Genomic DNA, 22887 nt, shown 5'->3' with positions numbered 1-22887 from the left:
TATTTCGAGCGGAATTGTATTTTATGTGTTAGCCCAAACAATTGACGGATGAATTCTTTCTGTTTTTGAACAGACTGATCCCGTAAATCAATCTGTTCTTTTTTAATCATATGCATGACTTTTACTCCTGCAAGAATGGATATAGCTGTGCCAAAAGACTTGAACCCTAACATAGAACGCACACGTTTCTTAATAAAACGATGATCTTGTTCCACTATATTCTTGAGATATCTAACTTGTCTTAGCTTTATGCCTTCTTTCAACGCTTGAATTGCTACAGGATAGGCAAGGTTCTTATCTACTGTTATCACGCGAGGTTTAGAAACGTATGGAAAAGCCAGGGCTTTCTTGAAAAAACACTTGGCGGCTTGTTTATCTCTTGATTTACTTAGATAAAAATCAATTGTATTGCCCTCTGAATCAACCACACGATATAAGTACATCCATTGCCCTTTTACTTTAATATAGGTTTCATCGCCTCTCCATGAATCATTTGTTGATTTTAGATGATGTCGTACTTTCTCTTCTAATTGAGGTCCATATTGATGAACCCAGCGCATAATCGTTGTATGAGCAATGGATACTCCTCTTTCCTCCATCATTTCCACCAGGTTACGGAAGCTCAAATTGTACTGTAGGTACCACCTTACTGTTAATAAGATTAGTTCAGGCTGATAATGTTTCCTCTTGAATAGGTTTTGCTTTTCCATACTGATCACGTCTTTTTTTAGAGTACTAGTATCAGTATGTCTAAGTTTCAGAGATTAGTTACATAAATCTTATAGTTTTTGCACCAGAACCGAATACCTTATATCGCTTATGTATGCAAAATTACATATCGGCATTTATTGAAAATCATTCTCATTGTAACTATAATGGTTTCAGGAGGTGATATTTTCACTTCCTTTTCAAATCTCACAATATATTAAAGGAGGAACTAGCATTATGAAAAAAGTTATTTTAGCAGGGGCACTAGGAATTGCAGTACTATCAGGTATGAACTTACCAGGAGCAGAGGCACCAAAAGCGAGTGCAGCAACTACAAATTTAGAAATTCAAGAAGTTACAAAATATTACTCTATGAGTTCTTACGAAGTGTCTCAAAAGGAAACATTTAATCTCAATAAAGGAGAAGAACTTACAGTCTTTGTACAAAATTCTGGGTTTCCAATTTCTTATACGGTCTTTGATGCAGATAATCAAATAATTGGCACCTACAATGCTAATTCACCATATGGTCGCGTATTCAAAGCACAAAAAGATGGTAATATTTCTGTACAATTTCAAGCAGGTGCAAATTCTTCGTACATGAAGAAGATGAATTTCACAGCTAAATTTGCAGTTTCAAAGCTTAACTAACAATCAAAATTTCATTATCCTCTTTCAAAAAATTAAAAAGGTATATCCCTTCAATGGGATATACCTTTAACTTTAGTGAATTTTATATTGACCAGATAATTGCTCTTGCGCCATACGCACTAAACGTTTGGTAATTTCTCCACCTACTGAACCATTCGCTCGTGCTGTTGAATCCGGTCCAAGTGTAACACCAAACTCCTGAGCAATTTCATACTTCATTTGTTCAATTGCACTTGCTGCAGCTCCTACCAAAATCTCGTTTGAATTATTATTTTCGCGAATTTGCATTTCTTACACACCTCCATTGAATTTGGTAATATCATGCTCTATTTCCAGAAAAATATGTAAAAAGATCAAAAAAAAGACGCATTAAGGTGTCTTTTTTCAATATGTTTTTATCAGAGGCAAAATAAAAAGCAAAGCCTTTTGGCTACGCCCTTCACGCGCTTAAAGAAGGAGAATTCTTTCGAGGAATTCGTTAAAACAAAAAGAACTTGTAGGAATCTCTACAAGTTCTTTTTAGTTTCAGGTGAATATACGAGACAAACTATCTTACAGATTCATCATAGAAACTACTGGGGTAATGCTTTGACAAATATATTATATAACAAATATTAACAGCCATAAATTTTAATTTTGAAAATTATGTGAATTAAGAACGAAATTAGCTTTTTTCTTAACTATTATTAATTTCGTTTACTACTAACTTCTTTTTCCTTAAATAAACTGCTCGATCCGATTTTTTTGCAACTTCTTGTGAATGCGTAACTACAATTACACATTTATCCTCTTGATGAGCGAGCTCCTGAAACAACTCAATAATTTCATTTGCTGTTTCTCCATCAAGGTTTCCTGTTGGCTCATCAGCAATAAGTAAATCGACATTGCAAGATAGTGCTCGAGCAATTGCTACACGTTGTTGTTGTCCACCACTTAGTTGCAAGACATTTCGTTTCGCTTCTACTTCTGTGAGCCCTACCTTCTCTAATAATTCTAATGCTCTTGCTTTTTTATTTTGTACCTTCACACCTGTAATTTCCATTGCCGTTAGTACATTCTGAAGAGCGGTCATATAGGTAATCAAATTATACGATTGGAAAATTACGGATACATTTTGATTACGGTATCGATCCAAACCAATTTTTCGAATATCCTTGCCATTATATAGTACATAACCGTTTTTAGGTATGTCCAGCCCATAACCTAAGCTAAGAGTTGTGGTTTTGCCAGATCCAGAGGGCCCTAAAATCGTGTAAAAATGCCCTTTTTGAAAAGAAAAATTAACATTATCTAGTATCGTTACTTTTTTCCCGTTACTTTCATAATAATAATCTAAGTTTTTAAATTGTAAAATCGTCTCCATATCGAGCCTCCTTATTCATCTTTTAAAAGAATTTGTTTTGGATTTAAGCGTAGAATAGATAATGCTGGAAGAAGCGTTGCTAATATAGCAATAGCTAGTCCAATTCCCCCCATTTTCCCTACATCTTCTCCCGTTACACTTACATCAATTTTATCAATTGGATCTTCGTTTTGGTTTTGTGGAGTACCACCAGCTCCAACCATCATTACACTACCATTTTGTGAATTGTCTTTTTCTTCGCTTGCTGTAGCAATTTCACCCGAAAGTAAATTATCCCCTATAAATTTAGAAACTTTAGCCCCTGTTGTTAGGGATAATCCAAACGCTAAAATAGCGATACATACTACTTCTACTACGAACTGCGCCATCAGTTTCCATTTTTTCTCTCCAATAGATAATAAAATCCCCATTTCCTTACGACGTGCTTTAATTGATAACATAATGATTAATCCTAAGATAATCGCACCTGCAATAGATACTATATAGATAATCATTTGAGACGTAGAAGCGATATTTTCGATAGGACCAATCATTTGTTTGTACAATGAATCTTGTGCATCTAACTTAAAATAATTAAAATCAATTTCAGATTTTTTTGCTTCTTTTTTAAATGCATCAATGTCTTGTGGATCGTTCAATAAGTACACAACTTGAATACTACTACTCATACCTTCATCTGTTTCTAATTTTTTCAAAGTAGAGTAAGGCATATATAGTTTATTAGCTGGATTCATCATAGGAGGGGGATTTTGACCCATTGGTTGCTCATTCGTTTCGTAAATACCGATAATTTCAATTTCAAGAGTTTCCTTCTTATCCCCTGATTGAATTTTAACTTTATCTCCTACTTTCAAATTGTTTTGTTCCGCTAATCGTTTTTCCATTAAAGCTACATTCTGATCTTGCATCTGTTCTGTAATTGGTTTTCCATCAACGATTTTACTTTTTCCATTTTTAAAACTTTCTTGTAATAAAGTCTTGCGAACTCCTTCTATCATAAGAGAAGAATTCATATCTATTTCTGAACCTGAACCTGATCCTCCCACCATTGCAACGTTACCTTTTCCTTTTCCTTCTCCTTCTGAAGCTCCTACTAATTTAAACCCATCCGCAATTCCGAAATTATTGGTTATATAATTATAGTCTTTTACATGCTTGGACTTCGCTAATTGGTCTGCTTCTTTTGTGTTGAGCTTCGGCGGCTTAGGCATCTCGCCAGTTTCCCTAGCTTGTTGACCTAATTTGTCAAAATCAAGACCTAAAGTAACATCTGCACCTAGTTTTTTTCTTGCTGCATCAGCAGCTTTTTTTGATGCATTTTGGATTGTGAATCCTGCCAGCACTAAATTTGTAACAATCAGGAAGACTGCCATCAAAATTAATGATGTTCCTATTCTTTTTTTCATACTGAGAATTGCGCGTTTTATAAAATTCATTTTTCCTAACCTCCTTGATAGCTGTTATTCTATATACGCTATCTAGAGTTTGTATGGAGTTACTCAGTAGTTTATCTAGAGATATATGGAGTTTATGTGTACTTATTCATTGACCTTAGCAAGAAAAACTGGAACACAAATTAGAATACGCAATCGATTTTGAATATTGGTAGAGAGCCAGTCCATTAATGTGGAGTGAGGACGAATGGAATGATCGTACATATAAAACTAGTAAAATAGAAAAAACCACCGAAAGGTGGCTGTTAAGCGGTACGTGTTTGTTCCATTAATTTCACGGTTTTTGTTAGTTTTTCACCATTTCGATAAACGGTTACTTTAATTGTATCTCCCAATTTTTTCTTTTCATATAAATATTTACGGAATTGAACGACATTTTCTATTTTTTGTTCATCCAATGCAATCACAACATCATACTGTTGTAAGCCGCCCTTTTCTGCTGGTGATTGATTTGAGATATTCCCCAACACGGCAGCATTTGATATCTCTTTTGGTAATTTTAATTGATTACGTGCAGAATCTGTCATTTTCTCTACATCTAATAACTGTACACCCATCATTGGACGTTTAACTGTTCCCTCTTTTTCAAGAGACCCTAGGATTGTTTTGGCTATATGAATCGGGATTGCAAATCCAATTCCTTCAACAGCTTGTTGTGCAATTTTACTCGAATTAATTCCAATGACTTCACCCTGTTCATTAAATAAAGCTCCTCCACTATTCCCAGGATTAATAGCTGCATCTGTTTGAATTACCTGTGCTTGCCAATCCACTTGTTGATTTCCAAGTGTACTAACAGGTATTTCTCGTTCCTTGCTACTAATAATCCCCTTTGTTACAGTACCTTCTAGCCCCAATGGATTCCCAATGGCTATTACCGTTTCCCCTGTACGAATTTTTTCTGAGTCTCCAAGTGTTGCCACTCTTTTTACATCTGTCCCGTCAATTTCTAATACCGCTAAATCTAATAATGGATCTGTCCCTACTACTTTAGCGGGAACCTTTTTACCATTATTCAATTTCACTTCTACATTATTCGCACCGTCTATCACATGATTATTTGTAACAATGAAAGCCTTATTACCGTTTTTTTTATATATGACCCCTGATCCCGAACCTGCTTCTTCTGATTGATCTTGCGTATTAAATGCATCTGTATTTTGTTTATAGTTAATGACACCTACGACAACTTCTTTTGCAGATTCAATCATATTTTGAAGGTTGCTCACATCTTCTGGTTTGTAAGAGGTCGGCGTAACCTGATTTACTTCGTTATGTTTAGGAGATTGGTCTGCATTTCCTTTGATTTCATTTATATAAGGGATGGTCAATCCAATGGTAATTACACCAATCATTGCACCAATTATTCCTGTGAAAAAATACCCTGTTTTTTTATAGGCTTTATTCCTATTGTTTTCTGTTTGATTTGTATCATAATGTCCCATTGTGAACATCCCTTTCTCCTTTAATTTCAATTGAATATTTTTATCTTCACATTTGAATTACGATGTATGAATGTGACATTTAGGAATCACCATTTCAAAAAAAATTTCACCTTTAGGCATGGTTCAGATATAAATCAACTGTTTTTTCGTAGGGGTAACATTATATTTGAATTTTTCCATAAATACATGTATGACGATATTCAAACCCACCTCGAGCTGATCTCTAAAAAAAAGAGCCTATTCGGCTCTCATCAAATCAATTATTCAATGTACATAGCATGTTATACGGGTATTGGCACAAAGCAGCAAGAAGGAATCATAACCTCAATTAGATTCTTTACTCTTTTGTTATAAACTTAGAGCCTAGCATTCTCGTGAGAATGGATGGTAATAGGTTTGCGTGTAAATAAGAAGGAAGGGATAAAAATTGATAGATTGTGTATGTCGTCAACATCATGTATCATTCCTTTCTATTTGATACATGTAGCATACAAACCTAATCTGTATTCTATATGGAGTTAATCTAGAGTTATAGTAAAGATTTTCAGTACCTAGTTATTGAATGCAAAAAAAAGAATCAATTTGATCCTCTCTATTTTTGTTCACTAGACTTATATAGTTTTCTTTTATTTACACTTGTGTATTTATTTAAGCACGGCGCTAATTTCAATTTTTGTTTTTTCTCTTTTATGCGACCATTATTCGAATGAGTGGCCATCCACAGTTGTACATCTAATAAAGAAAGAATGATGTTTGCTTCCAGTGACATCTTGATTACCTCCCTCTGTCTTGTTATGTATATAACCTATCTCATGCATCTGGAGCTGATTTGAAATACATGTAGTTTTCTTGTGAAGTTTTTATCGTGTTTCTAATACGTCTCCACATCAACTCCAGATTGGAAGGTTATAATGACTACAAGAGGTGATATTATGAAGAACTATCACATTCTGGTGGTAGAAGATGATCAAGAAATACAAGAATTAATCAAACAATTTTTAATGACACAACAATATAAAGTTATAGTTGCATCAGATGGATTAGAGGGCATGAAACAATTTAATAAGCAGTCCTTCGATTTAATTCTTCTAGATGTGATGATGCCAAACCTGAATGGATTTGAAGTTGCCAAAATGATTCGAAGTCAGTCAAATATACCAATTATTATGCTAACTGCGCTAGAAGAAGAACAAGATCAAATGAAAGGATTTGATCTTGGAATCGATGATTATATTACGAAACCTTTTTCTTTTCATGTTTTGATGAGACGAGTCGAAGCAGTACTGAGAAGAAGTAATAATCAAAGTACGGATAATCATTTTGTATTTAGAGAACTACATGTCGATGGCGATGCATATAAAGTATATGTAAATAAAGTTGAGGTTCCCCTAACGACAAAAGAATTCGAAATTTTGCAACTACTACTTCAAAATGAAAAAAAGGTACTCACAAGAGAAAATATCGTAGAAAAAATTTGGGGATATGAGTATGCCGGAGACACACGAATGATTGATACGCATATGAAAAACATACGAAAAAAATTAGATATACCCTACATTAAAACAGTAAAGGGCATTGGTTATAAAATCGATGAATAGGATTGTAAAGATCATGAAGATGAAGAGAATTACCTATAAACTCTTTATGACTACATCCCTCATTTTGTTAGCCTTTGCAACCTTAATTTATGTAACTTTATACTTCTTTCTCCCTAAATTTTATGAGAAATACAAAACAGATCAGCTTCAAACGGGAATCGAAGAAATAATTGATAAATCTAAAGATCTTACGCTTCAAAATGCAACACCACTTGTTGATGAATACGCACAAAAAAATAATGCAGTGATATATCTTCAAGATAATGAGGGAAGGGTTATTTATTATCCTTTTCTTCAAAGTACTATTCAAGGGGGTACTGTTCAGGGGAGTACTGTTCAGGGGGGTACTCCAGCAAAAGGTTTTGTTACAACAGTACCAATAAAGGGTTTGGCTCAATCTCGTAATTCATATGAGGCTACCAAGCCAATACAATTCCAAGATGTTAACTTAACGCTTGTGGTGTTCGCAACATTTCAACCGATCGATGAAGCTTCACAGGTCTTGGTACGTTTTCTACCCTATATTAGTATCATTGTACTGGTTATTGGTTTAGGAAGTGCTTATCTCTATTCAAGATTTATTACTAAACCACTTATTTATATTAATGAAGGTGCACAAAAGATGGCAAACTTGGATTTCTCCGAAAAAATTGAGGTTCGTTCTATGGATGAATTAGGGGAATTGTCCAATAGCTTGAATGATATGTCCATAAATTTACAACAGGCAATTTTTGATTTACAAAAAGCGAATCATCAATTGAAAAGCGATATTGAAAAAGAAAGAGAAATAGAGGCAAAGCGAAGGGAATTCTTTGCTATTGTAGCACATGAATTAAAAACTCCTCTTACTGTTATGAAAGGTTACTTAGAGGGGATGATATATAATATCGGCCCTTATCAAAATCGTGACCAATATTTAAAGAAAAATCATCAAATAATTGGAAGTATGGAACAACTGGTTCGCGAAATTTTAAGCACATCAAAACTAGAACAACATACCTTTAAACCACAAGTAGAAGAAGTAAATCTTTCGAAGTTAATAGGTACAATCACAAAAGACCTCGAATTTTTTGCTTCTCAAAAAGACATTCAAATAATAAAAGAAGTCGATTCTGACATTTTTGTTTATACGGATTGTGTTCTTTTAGAAAAAGCTTGTAAAAACATCATTCATAATGCAATTATGTATTCACCACTTAACGAAAAGGTCTATATAAAGTTAAGCCAAAAATCTAAGCAAAACTATATCGAAATGCAAGTCCTTAATACAGGTGTCGAAATTAAAGAAGAGAATATACAACATATATTCGAACCCTTTTATCGAATCGAAAAGTCAAGAAATCGAAATACTGGAGGGAGTGGCTTAGGATTATATATTGTAAAACAAATTTTCGAATCTCTTTCTATCACGTATTCTATGAATAATACCAAACAAGGCGTACAATTTTTGGTTACCATTCCATTATCCATCAAGTAAACAACAAAAGAGTCTCGATCTTATTTCATCCTATAGAAATAAGATCGAGATTTTTCATATAGGATACCGTCACATTGATAAATATAATTACCTAAAATATAAGTTATATTCTAATATTTTATTGCTGATAACTGACGGTATCATTATATTTCATTCTGCAGCTTATTTAGAAGAGTTATGTACATTTCGAAGAAGTTCTTCAATAAGTTTTGTTTTTTCATTCACCTTTGTGGCATATGTGAAATCACCATAACAATATGGATACCTAAAATTATTTTTATTTCCACCACAAGTGTACATCGCTGGATTTTGATCAACTTTCATCTTAGAAAACTTTTTAGCCGAATCTTCCGAGTGTTGTTTAACTTCTTGACTGGCAATAAAATCAATATACCCTGGTCCCATATTATAGCTTTGAATAATTGCATCCATGCTAACATCTTTTTCCGTTCCATATTTGTACATTTTAGCAAAGTGTTTTACCCCTTGTTCAATGCTCAAGCTTGTCTCTTGAATTTCATTTGGCTTTAATCCAAGTGATTCAGATGACTGCATAGGGTCGTTTCCCTCACCTCTACTCTCTTGGTACATAATTCCTAATAAAACTGCTGTTTTCCCTCCTAAATTATATTTTTCTAATTCTTTTTTCAAGGTAGGTTCATATTGCAATACACGTTTTTCGGTAGCGAGCGCTTTATTTTGTTGAACATTAGTTTTATGATTAATATATAGTATTCCAAGCATTGTTCCTAAACCTAAAATACTAATAAGGAATACTTTAATAATTTGTTTTTTACTCATATCCTTCATATATTTCTCCTCGTATAAGAAATTCAATTTTTCAATGGCGGTTGGTTATTTACAAAATATATAATAATCATCTATTTCTCTACCCCTTTCAGACTCAAATTTATTTCTTTTAGGTTTAAAGTTTAATATAGAAATTTAAAGATAAGATAAAGATAAAATAAAGAAAAGATAAAGTGCATTTTTAGAGCACTTTAAAAAGATATTGGTACAAACGAATATGTGGGACAAGTTGTAGATATGAATGGATATAGTGATAATCGAGAGGTTATCATACAAGTTATTAATTATGGAGATATCATTCTATAAGAAGTTTTATCCTATCTTTTTAATATACTTTATTACTAGTTCATAACTTACTTTAAATTTACTTTGCTCATTTACTGCATTCTAACAATCATCATCACACATGACTTAATATATTATTGAAAAGAAAAAAGCTCTGCACTATGCAGGCTTTCTTTATGATTTCACCGCTAAATTATTCATAAAACTTTCTATAGAATTCGCCTGGAATATACGTAAATAAGGAGATTGAACGTCGTAATGTTTGTCAGTAATGATAAGGATTGAAGGAAAGAATTTAGAACCTTTCGGTTGCCAGGATTCATTGTGCCATTCTTGGCTATGGAAGTATAACTCGTATCTGTTTATCTTATCTTGCATTATCTTTTTACTGTACACTGACTTTTGAAATTCAATAAAGAATGGCGATCTACGCCATATTGTAAAAGCATCCGGCTCCATATATTCTTTCCCATACTTTGGTTCAACTTCAAATAGTTTAGGATTTTCATAATGAACGAGTTGTTTGTATACGTCCACAATACCAAGGAAATGAGGAATTTTTTGACTTGTCTTTCTGATAGAACTTGGCTGCGGAAAATAAATGTATGGGTGCTGCAATACCTTAGCATCAACATAGCCGTCTCTTCTTAATCGTTTCATAACCGTATTACAACAAGTTACCGCATTCTTTAAGCCTTGAAAATGCAAGTCAATAATATCGTCACGGGACATGCATCTAAATCGCTTCAAATCATTCAAAATTCCTTTATCTCTACTCTTCATCATCTAACACCCCAAATAACGGAATTTCTTCTTGCGATGAATTCTGGGGTATTTTCTCCTCTTTAGACATGCGATATGTTTCAACAATCTGTTTCGCCTTACTTAATTCCAAATAAGGGGCTTGCACTTTCTTTAATCCATTTCGTTTTAAAATCATTTGGCCTGATTGCTCTAAATGCTCTGAACCAGGAGTACCCATGATATTACTATTAATCGCACTATCACATTTAAAGCCGATTCTTACGGTCATATTGAGCTTTAACTTACCATCTAACACTTTCGCATCTGGCCGCTGCATACTAAGCATAAGAAAAACTCCAAGTGATCGGCCGACTGCTGAAATCTTTTCAATCGTAGTCATACACTCTTTTTCATCTTTAAGCATAGCCACTTCATCGATAGCAAGTAGAATATATGGTTTTTGATGATTAGGATTTAATTTGTTGTACGCATCAATATGATCAACTTCATATTCTTCCATAAGTTTTCTTCGTTCTCTAATTTCCTTCCACACCTTTTGAAGCATTATTTTCATTTCAATTTCTTCCATACAAACTTCTTTTACATGCTTCACTCTACGCAAGAAATGAAATTCAGAGTTTTTTAAATCTCCAAGATACAAATGCAACGTATCAGGAGACATATATTGAATGAGTGTGGATAGTACAACACGTACCATACTACTTTTCCCGCTTCCCGTTTCCCCTGCTATTAATAAGTGTGGTGTATTGGAATCAACCATATCGTACGTAATCGTTTTTCCGAATTGATCCCGGCCAACCACAACAGGAAGACGGTATTCTTTTAATAATGGCTGCCATTCTTTATAACAGTAATTGTATGGTTTTAGTCCAGCATCTGAACGGAATACATGTAGTACAAACTTTTTCACATCCCCTTCAATCATAATATTCCGTCCTAATATTTGCTGAAAACAAAACCACTTCTTTTCAATCTTCTGTGGATCTAATCCGTTTGGTATGGTAAAAACATACCTCACGCTTTCTGCTGAAGAAGAAACATTATGTACCTTTGGATAAATAGGCACTTTGCCCCCACGCGTTTGATGTTCCGTATATAGACCTGCTTTTCCGAACACCTCCATAAGCTGATTCCTTAACCTTTGCGTACGAAGCCACTCCTTTATAATCCCCATTACTCCCTTCCCTCCTTAAAACATGATTACGATACGAACAAATATATATCCAATCAAGCAAACTCCACTAATTCGCGTGCCGTGATAAATACCTTCGCTTACAAATTTAGCTGCTGATATATAGTCATGTCGCACCAAGTATTTTTCTAACATGACTGCTCCGATTAAAATCGTTCCCATAACTCCTAATGCAATGTAAGTATGTAATACCTGATCCGACATATGAAGGAATGCGAAAGGACTTAATGAATTGTATTTACGAATTTTCTTTTCTTTATCTTTGTATGACCGATCCATAAACTCGCGAAAAGGAATTGTTTCCTTCCTAGCACGCATTTAAATACCCCCTTTATAAACAGAATTTAGAATGTAGATATTACATAGCTTCATCTACTTAATACCGTGGTAGTTTTACCTTGGTAGAAATCTTGATAAATACTGTGGTAATCATTCGCAACTTACTTTGGTAACCTCGTATTCTTCTATCTTAATAAATACCGTGGTAGCTGCTTTGATACATCATATTGTGGACAGCTTGTACATTATGTAAAAAACTTTTGCCGTCTATGCGAATAGTTTTTTACATTTATGTCCACAATGTTGAAAATAGGTTCAGGAGGGATTTAAGTGTTTTGGAAATTTGGAGGGAAAAACCGAACGAAATTAGGTGATTTTTTAGATCGGAATGGCCTCAGCCAAAATGATTTAGAAAAGACCGCGAAATTAAGTCGTCCTACAGTTTCAAAGGCGTGCAATGATAAAGAATACATACCTAGTCCAACTGTAATGAAAAAGATTTTAAAAGTTATTAGGCAAATAAAACCCAATGTTAAATCCACCGACTTTTGGGATATGTAAAAACTGGCTAACTAGAGTCAGTTTTATTTTTTTACAAAAACCACTTCATAAAAGAACGTACATTCGCGCACAATAAGAACAGACGTTCTCGTTAAAGGAGGCATAACGGTGTATGATTACTCAATCTTGCCAAATCGAATTGTTTTATATATGTACTCCCTTTCGAAAGCAAACGTATTTCTATATATATTGCTTTTATTATACCGTCTATCGTAGTTTTTAGGATATCGCTCTTTTACGTTTACAATTAAACAGCTTTATTATCACTGCACAGCTTAAATATAAACTAATGCGTGAAACGGCAACACCGATATTACCACAAAAGGCAGAAAAAAATAGCCCTACTTTGGCAGTGGACTTGTTGTTTAGCTATAAGCGCGCTATACGCTCTTAGCTATATGCCAGGGGTATTGTATATATTGCATGTACTCAAATCATAGTTTTAGATTGCAGCTGTTCCATTACAAAAGGTATTAAACTAACTAGCAAATATGCGATTTTTATATGGGAAATAAGGACAATTCTGAGACTGCATACTTAATAAAACAAGTATGTTTTTTTCTATAAATCTTTCAAAAGAAAAAAAGGTGTAATCCTTGATACATAAGGGATAAGCCTCTTTGCTTACCTCTTGCAATAGTATGTATTGGCAAATACCTATATATGATATCACAAATTAATGTTATATTTCCCCAATCAGGATGAATACCACTATCCAACCATCTGTACTTTCCATATAATTGAAATATTCTATGTGTCGAGGTGAAATCATGGATTCTTCTTCGTTTTACTCTATTGTGATCATAATTGCTGCGTTAGTCATATGGCGTAGAACTTTGGCAATGTACCGCCCTATTAAAGGAAACGGAACCCGCATTCTCTTACCCATACTATTTTTGTTACTCCCCTGCATTCACATCATCTTAAATCCAAAAGCACATGCCGCTGGCTGGGAATGGATTTGTGCAGCTATCTTTGGATTTCTTTTGTCAATTCCACTTATTTGGACCACTCACTATGAACTCCGATTCGATCAGCATATTTATGCTGTAAGAAACAAGAGCTTTATTATTACCTTTCTCATCGTACTTATTATCCGTTTTTTACTTCATGATTATTTAAAATGGCTAGGTCCAGAAACAGAAGCAGCACTATTTATGACTGTAGCACTGGGATATATCTTACCTTGGAGAATTATCTCTTTCATCAAATTTCGTCAACTATACAAAAGTCGAATCCAAACTAACAATAACATTGACTTACGATAACACTAATTATGTGAATGGAAAGTACTTTCAGAACTTCTGAGGGGACTTTCCAGGTTTTGCAATACATTGGTTTTATGCTAACAAAAGATGCTTATTTTTTTGAAGAACTATGTTAATTTTGAGGAACAAAGGGACAGATTTACTGCCCCCTATTGTTTACTTATTTTGATTTTTTTTGGGCTCTTAATGCGATTTTTTCAAGTCCATTTTCTCCCGCAAATTCTACATCTGCTTTTGGTACAGCATTTTTATTGTTCTTCAATTGATTATTCTTATTTTTAGCCATTTTTTCACCACCCTTGTAGCTTGATTTAGTTATTCCTTCAAGGATGCCAACTATAATAAATACACTATATACAGATAGCGGAGTTGTGTTTTTTCGTCATCAGCACCCACGATTTTAGTTTGCTTTCTTTTTTGTAGCCTATACGATTTGATTTACTTCTTTAAATAAACTGCCCCATTCGCTCAATAAGAAATTGAATACAAAGCGATTGCACCCAATGGTTTTAACAATTAATATTTTTTGTTCCTTCGTTGGATAGATACGAAATTTATATGCTTTGTTGTAGCTTTTGAATAAAGTTTGATTAAATTAACCTAATAAACCTTGATAAAAGAGCAAATAGAAAAAGCGTGCTTTGAAAAAAGATTGATCAAAACACGCTTTTTCTATATTCAATTGAATCATCCTTTTATAAAAAAGTTTGATGATTTTTGTAATCCTTGCTCAATTAAAGCGCCCGATTATTGAAGTTCGGTTTTAGACTAATCCACTTCACATATTTACTTTATGAAGCTTCAAGATGAAGACTGCTGCCACGATAAGAAGGGACACCGTCAGAAAAATAACTGCGAACGCGCTTTGCCCACTTGCGTACAAAGCTGCGGAAGCAACAATGAACACAACCAGCTTAAGCGTAGTTCGTATGGGGAAGGAGAAGATGGGGAGCGACGCCTTCGGGGAGAGAAACATACCCCATAGAGTGGCTATGACTAGTGGCGTGGCAACCGCGAGTATAATTTTGACCGCTGCCCCTGTCTTGATATGATAACCCCAGTAACTGAACGCAGCCATTGCACCAAGCTCCAGTAGAAAGAATCCGGTGAGGACGCTAACACCTATCCATTTTATTTCCATCCGACTCTTCCTCCCAATAAAAAGAATTAAGAAACTAGTGTTAATTTTTTTATATACAATATGTTTCGGTCATATTCTAAAATCCTGCCATTTAACTTAATAACAATTATTTCAAAATTCTGTAATTTGAGCAATCGCTTTATTCCAGAAAATGGCCCTATTCAAATAGATATGTCTTTATATATGCACGCCTCGATTTTTATTAAAGATTAATTTCAGTAGCTTTCAAAAATATTTAATATAAAAATCGTGTCTCAACTTTCCGCTCAGCTGAGCATATATTCTCGTGGTTTCACTCTTCTCATGACCAAGTAAGCTTTGTATTACTTCAAGTGGCGCACCGTTGTTAATCATATGTGTAGCATAGCTGTGACGTAATTGATGAGGATGAATACTCTTTTTAATCCCACCACGATTCGATATACGTTTGATAATAAATCTTAGGTTATCAATACTCATACGTCTTTTTGGCCTTCTTTCCGTAATAAACAAACAAGGCTCCTCATCATTTCTTTCATCTAGATACCTTTTTAACCAAATGGTACAACGAGTATTAAAGTATACTTCCCTTTCTTTATCACCTTTCCCACGTACAATGACAGAATTCGTTGAGAAGTTAATATCGTCACGATTCAGTTTTACGACTTCCCCAATACAGCAGCCAGTAGAATACAAAAATTCAAATAATGCATTCTCCATTGAGTTATGACATGCTTCCCTAAGATGTTCAATCTCTAGTTCTGAAAGGAATTTTGGGATTCTTTTGCCTAACTTTGGTTCTTTTAATTTAGCAGCAGGGTTTTTAAGAACAAAGCCTTCATCATGTGTCCATCTAAAAAGTGATTTGATGCATCGAACTCGATGTCCTAAACTAGATGGCTTTAAGTGTTCTCCTGCTTCAATTAAGTAGCCCTTTAGTTTTTCTGTAGTAAATTCACTCATGTTAATGTCACCAATATAACGCAATAAGAGATTATATTGAAAACAAGATGTTTTTAAAGTCAGAGGTGAATATCCCTCAATTTTTTTATCTAATTGATACTGTTCTCTGGCCTCAGATAATAACATTATTCTTCACGCTCCTATTCTGTAAATCAATTAATCTAGATTCTATTATATTCAAGGAGAGTCTCTTTTATACACTAGTTATTCAACAATCGTAGAATACAAAAAATTACTTAACCATGAGAACACTTGAAATACAAGAAAAAGATGCTTTCTCTATAAAAGAATAGCGCCCGATTGTTGAAGATCATTGCTTAAATCTTATTCAAGATAAGCACCCGTTCGCTGAATGTGGAATATCGTTTAACAAATCATAGGATATTGTGAATCTAACCTTTTAGAAGGTTTAAAAAGACCGTTCTAAACTCTAGAAGCGGTCTTTCCTTATATATTCAAATATTAACTACTGCTCTCGTTACTACTTTCCTCATGAGGTGGATGATGATGATGGTCGCTGCTCTCTTACTGGTCACACCGGTAAGCTAGTGTTGCGGGATTTGTATTGCCAAACGTCAGGTACCACGGCACTCCCAATGGTCCGCCCTTTTTATAAGGAGGGACCACCTCCTTGAACTTCTTGCTATGGACATTATAACGCCGTACTGAACCGGTAAATTCGCCTGTAGGGGCCCCCGTAGCATTGTCAAACGGGCCCGTAATAGGGACAAACAATTTTCCATCCGGCCCAAAAAGGAGTGCCTGTGCGAAAGCACGTGGTTTTCCCGGGGCATAGAGGTCAATCTTGTCGATAAACTCGCCCGTATCACCATCGAAGATCAGAATTTTGTCGGTGTCATTAGGGTCATCAAGTTTTTTAAAACTAGTGACGTAGAGGTTGCCGTCAGGACCGAAGACTAAACCTTCGGGACGATGGAGGTTGTTCTTGTTATCACTCACAATAAACACATCGAATCCCCCTGATTTCAGGTTGAAGCCCAGCACCCAGCCTTTATTCGAATCTAAAAAGTCAATGACGGAGACATACAGCATGCCGTCAGGACCGAAGACCAATCCGCGGGGGTGGAAAGGGTTGAAGCAGGGGTGGTCGACGTTGCCTAGAAACATCCCAGTGGAACCATTGTACATCCGCACTTCTCCAGGCACTTCTATGCCCGTGTTGAAGTCGAAGTCACCCAAATCCGCCACAAACAGGACATTATGTTTGGAGAGTAAGATACCGCGCGGTGCCAATGGAGCGCCTGGTTCAGCTGAACGGACGAGTTCGCCCAGAAACGCCCCGGTTTGCCCATTTAACTTCAATACGTCGCCATTCTCGGGTTGCCCGACGTTCTGGTTAGTGACAAGGAGATTGCCCACATGGTTAAAGATAAGTCCCCGGGGACCATGCAAGTTTCCACTATTTGGTGCGACAAAAGTGCCAAGGAACTTCCCTGTTTTCGGGTCGAAAGTCTTCACAGTGTCGTCGAAGCTATCGCCAATGTAGAGAAAGTCGCACTGGAAGCACCTGTCTTGTTTTTTTTGATTATGCATTTTATCACCCTTTTAAAAACATATTTTAAGTAAAAAACTAGCTTTTACCTAAATTAATATATGCTTACGGAGATTTTTCGTATAGGACATGCAGCTGATAATATAGCATATTTGTGAACTACCCACCACTTAGTATCTCTTACGAGCTTACTTGAAGTGGGGGCTTCTCGGTTAGTCGTTACTTTTGATAGCTAACAAATTTGTCTTAAAACAGCCGAACTAACTCCCTTGTTCCAAAGGTTATTTTGTTACTATTTATGCCAACGCTAATAAGCGGATCGCTTCCTTTTTGATATTGATAGCTGCGTTATAGTCACGACTTATTGTTAGTCCACACGAACACTCATACATGCGTTCAGATAGTGACATATCTTTTCTGTTTCCACAATGACTACACATCTTTGTAGAAGGAAACCACTTATCTATTTTTACAAGTTGTTTTCCTTGGTCTTGTAGCTTATATGATAAAAATGTCGTGAACATCCTCCAACCGTTATCCGCTACACTCTTACCAAAGCGAAGCGCTTGTGACATTCCTTTCATATGTAAGTCTTCGATTGCTACAACGTCAAAATGAGTAGCCAATTCTTTAGACTTATGATGAAGGAAATTTTTTCGTTGATTTGCGACCTTTTCATGTAACTTCGCTACACGAATGCGTTGTTGATTCCAGCGCGCTGAATCTTCCACACGTCTTGCTAATACTCGTTGTGCCTTTGCTAATTTGTCTAACATCTGACGATAAAAGCGAGGATAATTGGCTTTCTCATCTTCGCTACTCACGTACAATTCAGCCATTGCGAAGTCTAATCCAACTACACGTTCTACTTCTTTTTGAGCGATTTCTTTTTCATATTCGGTCAAAATAGACACGTAATACTTACCAGTTGGTGTCATCGAAATCGTGCACGATTTGATGGTATGGTTTTGTGGTATCTCTCTATGTTGCTTCAATTTCACCATTTTCAATTTCAGTAATTTGATATAACCATGAAATAACATAATATTTCCGTTTACTCGATTCGTTGTATAAGATTTTCTACTTTTTCTACTTTTGAATGTAGGAAACTCACTTTGACCACTAAAAAAATTCTTATACGCAGTTTGCAAGTTTAATTGAGCGTTGGCCAATTCTAATGAATCGACTTCTTTCAACCATTCATACTCCACTTTGTATTTCGCAGGAGTATGGAATTTTTGTTTCTTCAGTTCTTCCTTGTTCTCTTTGTATGTTTCGTATATTTCTTGCCGCTCAGCCAGCATTTTATTATACACAAATCGTACACACCCGAAAGTTTTACAGATCAGATGTGCTTGTTCTTCTGTTGGATACAGACGAAATTTGTACGCCTTATTCTGCTTTGTCATATCAGTTCACCTCACTTTTCGCCTTCATTTCCCATAAGCTATGACGTTGATAACACAGCCTGAACACTACATGATTATCTAATTTCATTGTTATACCAAACTTTACCTTTTATAAGACTGATTATATCAGAGCCGAAATAAATAGGAAAACCAAATATTTGGCTACGCCAAACCGAAATTCATCTCCCACCTACCGCCAGACTATCGTCCTTCACGCGCTTGAGGAAGGAGACTTCTTTCGAATAATGCGTTAAAAAGGAGCTCTCTTGATAAAGAGAGCTCCTTTTCTTATTTCTTCTTCTTTTCTGTCGGTTGGCTTTGTTTAGCGAAATTAGACGAATCATCGAAATTCGGTTGTTTTTTACCAGCATTATTACTTCTACCTTTTCCCATATGTAATGCACCTCCCCTCATCCTTACTATTCCCAATAAAAAAATCCTCTTGCATCCAAGATAATTTTTTATTAGGCTCTTATAAAAAATGTCCAAGTGGTGTATGCTTATCTAAAAATCTAAGGAGTCATATATATGGTTAAAACAAAAGAAATGGCTGAGGTTTTTAGAATAGGATTACAAATTGGTTTATTTTCAAAAAATGATGTAATTAATTGGGCTGATCATACTATTGAAACACTAGATAGTCCTGTGAATGAAATTATAGACGTTTCTTTATCCAGTAATGATAAATTGGTCGATATTGCATCTAAATTAAAAAACATAAAGGGAAGATATGATGAAAAATTACCGGTGAAAATTATACTGGGACTGTTATGGGAGAAATTTATTATAAATGAAGAAAATGTACTGAAAATAAAACCTTTTATATCTAATTTGATACATAATAATTGCTGTAAAGGGTTCGATAATGTAGATAAACAGCTGTATAATTTTAATGAGGAAATAAATTTAGCCGAAGATAATATATATGGGAATCTAGAAGATATTAGCCAAGAAATAAAAGAGTTTTTATCTATTTATAAAGATTTTATTATGTGTTTTCATTTACCTTATGGTGTGCTAAATGATGAATAAAAACAACAGGTCTCAAAGACTCTTAGAACTTCTTGAAGCAAATAGAAAAAAGCACAAACCTACTTATGGTGCTTTATATGACGAATGCGTCTGCGTGTTAGGTACGGAAACTAAAGAATTATCTCCTGAAAGAGGATCAGAAATATACAAATTATTAAATGACTCTTACCCTTTTGAATGGTGGGGACGAATTAATTGGAATAAGGTTGCCTTTAAACATACCATTGACTCCATCGATCAAATATCTCATCTTATCCCATTTGAAAGTAAAGTCTATATCTTATGGAGTACTGGACCTATTCCTGCTCTCTATGCGAATTTACACGATGTATTACGTAATATTGATGATGTAACGGCGGTTGGTAGCGACACTTATCTTTTTTGTCCAAATAATTTTGTTATAAAATGTTACCATGAAGGTGAAATCATGATTGGTTTTGGAAAAGACCGTATTTAACAGCCAACATACAAAGAATTTTTTTGTTTCTAGATATATTGATGCTGATAATGATCTATTATGTAAGCTTAATAAGAATACCTTATGCAATCAAAATACCTTTCATCATCTATATTCTTGATGTGGTACACTCTGGATAAAAGGTAGAGGGAGATAGACAATGGAAGAAATTATTAAAGAGATTATTTCCACAAGTAAAAGATACAAAGTTCAAGTTATCAAACGAAATGATGGTTTTTACACTACAGAAGTTTTTGCGTGGTTTGAGGATTACGGATATGAGTATTGGGCCCCTATTAAGCAGGGGTTATCGTTAATTGATACAGAAAAACATGCCATGTCTATAGCAATGGAACACTTAAAAGTGTATTCAGGTGAGAGTGATTAGTGGGGGGGGGCAGCCGAGATTTATTTCATTTATCAAGGTTCACTTTAGTAAATAAACAGGCCAGTTAGCCCTTATAATGGACTAACTAGCCTGTTTATTATTTTTTCCTTTTCACATATGTTTCTCATGTAATTTTCGTTCAGAGAATGCGATAAATTCTGCCAGCTTTTATTTTTCTAAAACCGATACGAAAATATAAACTAACTAAATTTTTACAAAAAGGAATGAAATTGATTCTATTTTTGGTAAATATTTTTATAAATATTACGATACACGAAATTACTATATTAATTTTAATAAAAGTCCCTTGAAAGGAGCCACTTATTTTACAAGGTACTGTTCTACTTCTTTCATTAATAGTTCTGCACCTTCTGGACTTAATGTTATCTTACCGTTTGCTAATGATATGTTATGATTTGATACCTCTCCTGTTAATGCACAAACACCACCGGGCTGATATTTCTGTAAAACAATGTCTTCACCTTCTACAAAGATTTCTAATGGTGATTTTTCTTTAATACCTAGCGTATTTCTAAGTTCCTTTGGAATTACCACACGCCCTAAATCATCTACTTTTCTAGTCACTCCGGTTGCTTTCATCTAGCGTCTTTCCCCATTTCATTATCAATTGTACCCAAGTTATTCTCCACTATTATAACAAGCTTTCCCCATACATGAAAATTTAGTTACATTTACAAAAGAACAAGTGGAACAAATAGAAAATTATTGGCATGAAAATAGGCTGAAGAATCGAGATGAAGCAATTCGCCAGTTCGTAGAGAAAGAATTTAAGTCATAAATAATGAGTACCCTTTTCATTTTCCCTAAAAACACATGTAAAGCCTGTATCTATCTTTACATGCGTTTTTATTATGAATAAGACCTATTGTATTAACTTCTTCATCAAAACGCAAAATAAGCCGATTTGGAAAGCCGTTTTCAAATCAAACCTCACTTTTTAACGCATTTTTACAAAAAAGGAAAAAGTGCTGGATTTTTATCAACTATAATCACCCGGGTATTAGAGACATGAAAAGACCGCAAAGCTTTCTTAAAGAATCGCCTTGCAGCCTTATGATTTCTATATATTTAATTATTTTTATATTTAAATTTATTAATAAAAGTTCACCATACTCATTTTCGGTTAAATAGTTTCAAATTCTGTCATTATAATATAATGGTATTTTAAATACTTTTTTACTTTCTTTGTATATGTAAAATTACATAAAATTATTTATAATTTCGGCTAAAAAAGTCTTTTCATGTCGATTCATGTAGATTAAACTTTAAATATAATGGTTTTATGTTTTTGCTTCACCCTCTTCATAGGAGAAATGAAGAGTTGTTGTCATTTTCGTAATAGTAAGCACTTACAAAATGTCCAATCATTTCGATATGTAATATTTCATAAAACATTGTTGGTTTTTTTAAAAAAATATTCAGGGGAAATAGACGAAATGCAACAGAATAATTTATCAGATGGGGAGAAAATGATCGTATGTATCCAAAATTTATTGATAAAATAGCGTTTTCGAAAGCGCATAAAGAGTTACTAATTAAACTGTATAATAAAGAAATCTCAAGAAGCGAGTATAATCAATTGGTAGATGCTTTTTATCGTCCACAACAAAAATAAATATGAAGTATATGTTTATTGTTTTATGTATTCTATAATAATAAAATTCGTTTATATCATTTTTGGGGCAAGCTCATCTGCTAGGTTGGTGGGCATGTGGCGGTACCCCACATCCATCAACTTAAGATATATTTTTATATAAAATTCGGTCTTTCCATATAGTTTTTATTATCTTTTATAGATGTTATAAAAGCAGGCATATCAAATAAACCCTGACGGGTTTCAAATTTTTTACTATGCTACCTGATGAGTAGAAGTGGTATACTCATAAACAACACCCAAAATATCAAAGACTGTCTTTTTCTCGTATCGATGAGATTTTCGTCCGTTGCGCTGTAGGAGGTTAAACAGACGAAGGAGAACCTTTGATAACTCTTGGGTGTTTTTGTGTAATGCTTGGTGAAAAAGTGAAAAATAATCTTTAATTATGTACATCGCTTTATATTCACTTAGCTCTTTCTGTTTCTTACGTAACAGGAGTTCTCTCATCTTAAACATTGTAGAAGAACATAA

At 34.4% G+C, this 22887-nt stretch carries 23 protein-coding genes and 4 pseudogenes; 8 read left to right on the top strand and 19 right to left on the bottom strand.

Annotated features, from left to right (window positions below):
* Positions 1 to 26 precede the first annotated feature (26 nt).
* Positions 27 to 710, bottom strand: a pseudogene (locus tag JDS80_RS24520) (IS6 family transposase); the annotation flags it as partial.
* Between the two features lie 235 nt (positions 711 to 945).
* Here JDS80_RS24520 and JDS80_RS24515 point away from each other — a divergent pair.
* Positions 946 to 1359, top strand: a complete 414-nt coding sequence (locus JDS80_RS24515) for a hypothetical protein (RefSeq protein WP_070147096.1) — start codon at positions 946 to 948, stop codon at positions 1357 to 1359.
* 72 nt (positions 1360 to 1431) lie between these two features.
* Here JDS80_RS24515 and JDS80_RS24510 read toward each other — a convergent pair whose 3' ends face one another.
* The 5 genes from JDS80_RS24510 to JDS80_RS24490 form a co-directional block, all read right to left on the bottom strand.
* Complete coding sequence (locus JDS80_RS24510; protein ID WP_001167057.1) at positions 1432 to 1647, bottom strand: alpha/beta-type small acid-soluble spore protein; 216 nt, start codon at positions 1645 to 1647, stop codon at positions 1432 to 1434.
* Positions 1648 to 2035: 388 nt separating this feature from the next.
* Positions 2036 to 2722, bottom strand: coding sequence for an ABC transporter ATP-binding protein (locus JDS80_RS24505; protein WP_199640178.1), 687 nt, complete (start codon positions 2720 to 2722; stop codon positions 2036 to 2038).
* 11 nt (positions 2723 to 2733) lie between these two features.
* Complete coding sequence (locus tag JDS80_RS24500; protein WP_199640177.1) at positions 2734 to 4158, bottom strand: ABC transporter permease; 1425 nt, start codon at positions 4156 to 4158, stop codon at positions 2734 to 2736.
* 263 nt (positions 4159 to 4421) lie between these two features.
* Positions 4422 to 5630, bottom strand: a complete 1209-nt coding sequence (locus JDS80_RS24495) for a S1C family serine protease (RefSeq protein ID WP_071746682.1) — start codon at positions 5628 to 5630, stop codon at positions 4422 to 4424.
* A 583-nt stretch (positions 5631 to 6213) separates the two neighbouring features.
* Entirely contained in the window at positions 6214 to 6390 is a 177-nt protein-coding gene (locus JDS80_RS24490; protein WP_002150942.1) for a hypothetical protein, read from the bottom strand.
* 163 nt (positions 6391 to 6553) lie between these two features.
* Here JDS80_RS24490 and JDS80_RS24485 point away from each other — a divergent pair, with 163 nt between their 5' ends.
* The gene (locus JDS80_RS24485; protein ID WP_002150943.1) at positions 6554 to 7219 is read left to right on the top strand and encodes a response regulator transcription factor; all 666 of its coding nucleotides are present in this window, start codon (positions 6554 to 6556) and stop codon (positions 7217 to 7219) included.
* A 13-nt stretch (positions 7220 to 7232) separates the two neighbouring features.
* A complete protein-coding gene (locus JDS80_RS24480) occupies positions 7233 to 8696 on the top strand; it encodes a sensor histidine kinase (RefSeq protein WP_098889909.1) in 1464 nt (487 codons plus the stop codon).
* Between the two features lie 162 nt (positions 8697 to 8858).
* Here JDS80_RS24480 and JDS80_RS24475 read toward each other — a convergent pair whose 3' ends face one another.
* The 4 genes from JDS80_RS24475 to JDS80_RS24460 form a co-directional block, all read right to left on the bottom strand.
* Positions 8859 to 9506, bottom strand: a complete 648-nt coding sequence (locus tag JDS80_RS24475) for a lysozyme family protein (protein ID WP_098889905.1) — start codon at positions 9504 to 9506, stop codon at positions 8859 to 8861.
* Between the two features lie 459 nt (positions 9507 to 9965).
* On the bottom strand, positions 9966 to 10541 hold the full coding sequence (locus tag JDS80_RS24470) for a replication-relaxation family protein (protein WP_098889910.1): 576 nt from the start codon (positions 10539 to 10541) through the stop codon (positions 9966 to 9968).
* 22 nt (positions 10542 to 10563) lie between these two features.
* The gene (locus JDS80_RS24465; protein WP_098889906.1) at positions 10564 to 11730 is read right to left on the bottom strand and encodes an FtsK/SpoIIIE domain-containing protein; all 1167 of its coding nucleotides are present in this window, start codon (positions 11728 to 11730) and stop codon (positions 10564 to 10566) included.
* A gap of 15 nt (positions 11731 to 11745) precedes the next feature.
* Positions 11746 to 12066, bottom strand: coding sequence for a hypothetical protein (locus tag JDS80_RS24460; RefSeq protein ID WP_071746678.1), 321 nt, complete (start codon positions 12064 to 12066; stop codon positions 11746 to 11748).
* A gap of 291 nt (positions 12067 to 12357) precedes the next feature.
* On the opposite strand from JDS80_RS24460, the gene JDS80_RS24455 reads away from it, so the two are divergent.
* Both JDS80_RS24455 and JDS80_RS24450 read left to right on the top strand, forming a co-directional pair.
* A complete protein-coding gene (locus JDS80_RS24455) occupies positions 12358 to 12588 on the top strand; it encodes a helix-turn-helix domain-containing protein (RefSeq protein ID WP_071746677.1) in 231 nt (76 codons plus the stop codon).
* A 770-nt stretch (positions 12589 to 13358) separates the two neighbouring features.
* The gene (locus JDS80_RS24450; protein ID WP_071746676.1) at positions 13359 to 13856 is read left to right on the top strand and encodes a CcdC protein domain-containing protein; all 498 of its coding nucleotides are present in this window, start codon (positions 13359 to 13361) and stop codon (positions 13854 to 13856) included.
* Positions 13857 to 14016: 160 nt separating this feature from the next.
* On the opposite strand, the gene JDS80_RS31970 is transcribed toward JDS80_RS24450, so the two are convergent.
* From JDS80_RS31970 to JDS80_RS24425, 6 genes and pseudogenes are all read right to left on the bottom strand, one after another.
* Positions 14017 to 14142: a hypothetical protein gene (locus JDS80_RS31970; protein ID WP_001107285.1), complete on the bottom strand. Its 126-nt coding sequence runs from the start codon at positions 14140 to 14142 to the stop codon at positions 14017 to 14019.
* Positions 14143 to 14289: 147 nt separating this feature from the next.
* A pseudogene (locus JDS80_RS24445) lies at positions 14290 to 14424 on the bottom strand (helix-turn-helix domain-containing protein); the annotation flags it as partial.
* Positions 14425 to 14634: 210 nt separating this feature from the next.
* A complete protein-coding gene (locus JDS80_RS24440) occupies positions 14635 to 14997 on the bottom strand; it encodes a YrdB family protein (protein WP_071746675.1) in 363 nt (120 codons plus the stop codon).
* Positions 14998 to 15222: 225 nt separating this feature from the next.
* Positions 15223 to 16065 (bottom strand): tyrosine-type recombinase/integrase, encoded by an 843-nt coding sequence (locus JDS80_RS24435; RefSeq protein ID WP_199640176.1) that lies wholly within the window; start codon positions 16063 to 16065, stop codon positions 15223 to 15225.
* A 399-nt stretch (positions 16066 to 16464) separates the two neighbouring features.
* Entirely contained in the window at positions 16465 to 17493 is a 1029-nt protein-coding gene (locus JDS80_RS24430) for a Vgb family protein (RefSeq protein ID WP_199640175.1), read from the bottom strand.
* A 255-nt stretch (positions 17494 to 17748) separates the two neighbouring features.
* Positions 17749 to 18861: an RNA-guided endonuclease TnpB family protein gene (locus JDS80_RS24425; RefSeq protein WP_199640174.1), complete on the bottom strand. Its 1113-nt coding sequence runs from the start codon at positions 18859 to 18861 to the stop codon at positions 17749 to 17751.
* A 528-nt stretch (positions 18862 to 19389) separates the two neighbouring features.
* On the opposite strand from JDS80_RS24425, the gene JDS80_RS24420 reads away from it, so the two are divergent.
* The 3 genes from JDS80_RS24420 (at position 19390) to JDS80_RS24410 (ending at position 20738) form a co-directional block, all read left to right on the top strand.
* The gene (locus JDS80_RS24420) at positions 19390 to 19893 is read left to right on the top strand and encodes a hypothetical protein (RefSeq protein ID WP_199640173.1); all 504 of its coding nucleotides are present in this window, start codon (positions 19390 to 19392) and stop codon (positions 19891 to 19893) included.
* A complete protein-coding gene (locus tag JDS80_RS24415; protein WP_199640172.1) occupies positions 19883 to 20350 on the top strand; it encodes a CDI toxin immunity protein in 468 nt (155 codons plus the stop codon). The genes JDS80_RS24420 and JDS80_RS24415 overlap by 11 nt, the downstream gene beginning before the upstream one ends.
* Before the next feature lie 160 nt (positions 20351 to 20510).
* Entirely contained in the window at positions 20511 to 20738 is a 228-nt protein-coding gene (locus JDS80_RS24410; RefSeq protein ID WP_071746669.1) for a hypothetical protein, read from the top strand.
* A gap of 321 nt (positions 20739 to 21059) precedes the next feature.
* On the opposite strand, the gene JDS80_RS24405 is transcribed toward JDS80_RS24410, so the two are convergent.
* The 3 genes and pseudogenes from JDS80_RS24405 to JDS80_RS24395 all read right to left on the bottom strand — a co-directional run.
* Positions 21060 to 21338: an AbrB/MazE/SpoVT family DNA-binding domain-containing protein gene (locus tag JDS80_RS24405; protein WP_071746668.1), complete on the bottom strand. Its 279-nt coding sequence runs from the start codon at positions 21336 to 21338 to the stop codon at positions 21060 to 21062.
* Between the two features lie 387 nt (positions 21339 to 21725).
* Positions 21726 to 21821: pseudogene (locus tag JDS80_RS24400) on the bottom strand (IS6 family transposase); the annotation flags it as partial.
* Between the two features lie 787 nt (positions 21822 to 22608).
* A pseudogene (locus tag JDS80_RS24395) lies at positions 22609 to 22887 on the bottom strand (IS4 family transposase); the annotation flags it as partial.

It is taken from the genome of Bacillus cereus group sp. N8 (assembly GCF_016483685.1).
Taxonomy (GTDB): Bacteria; Bacillota; Bacilli; order Bacillales; family Bacillaceae_G; genus Bacillus_A; species Bacillus_A proteolyticus.
This window is presented reverse-complemented; position numbering and strand designations above follow the sequence as displayed.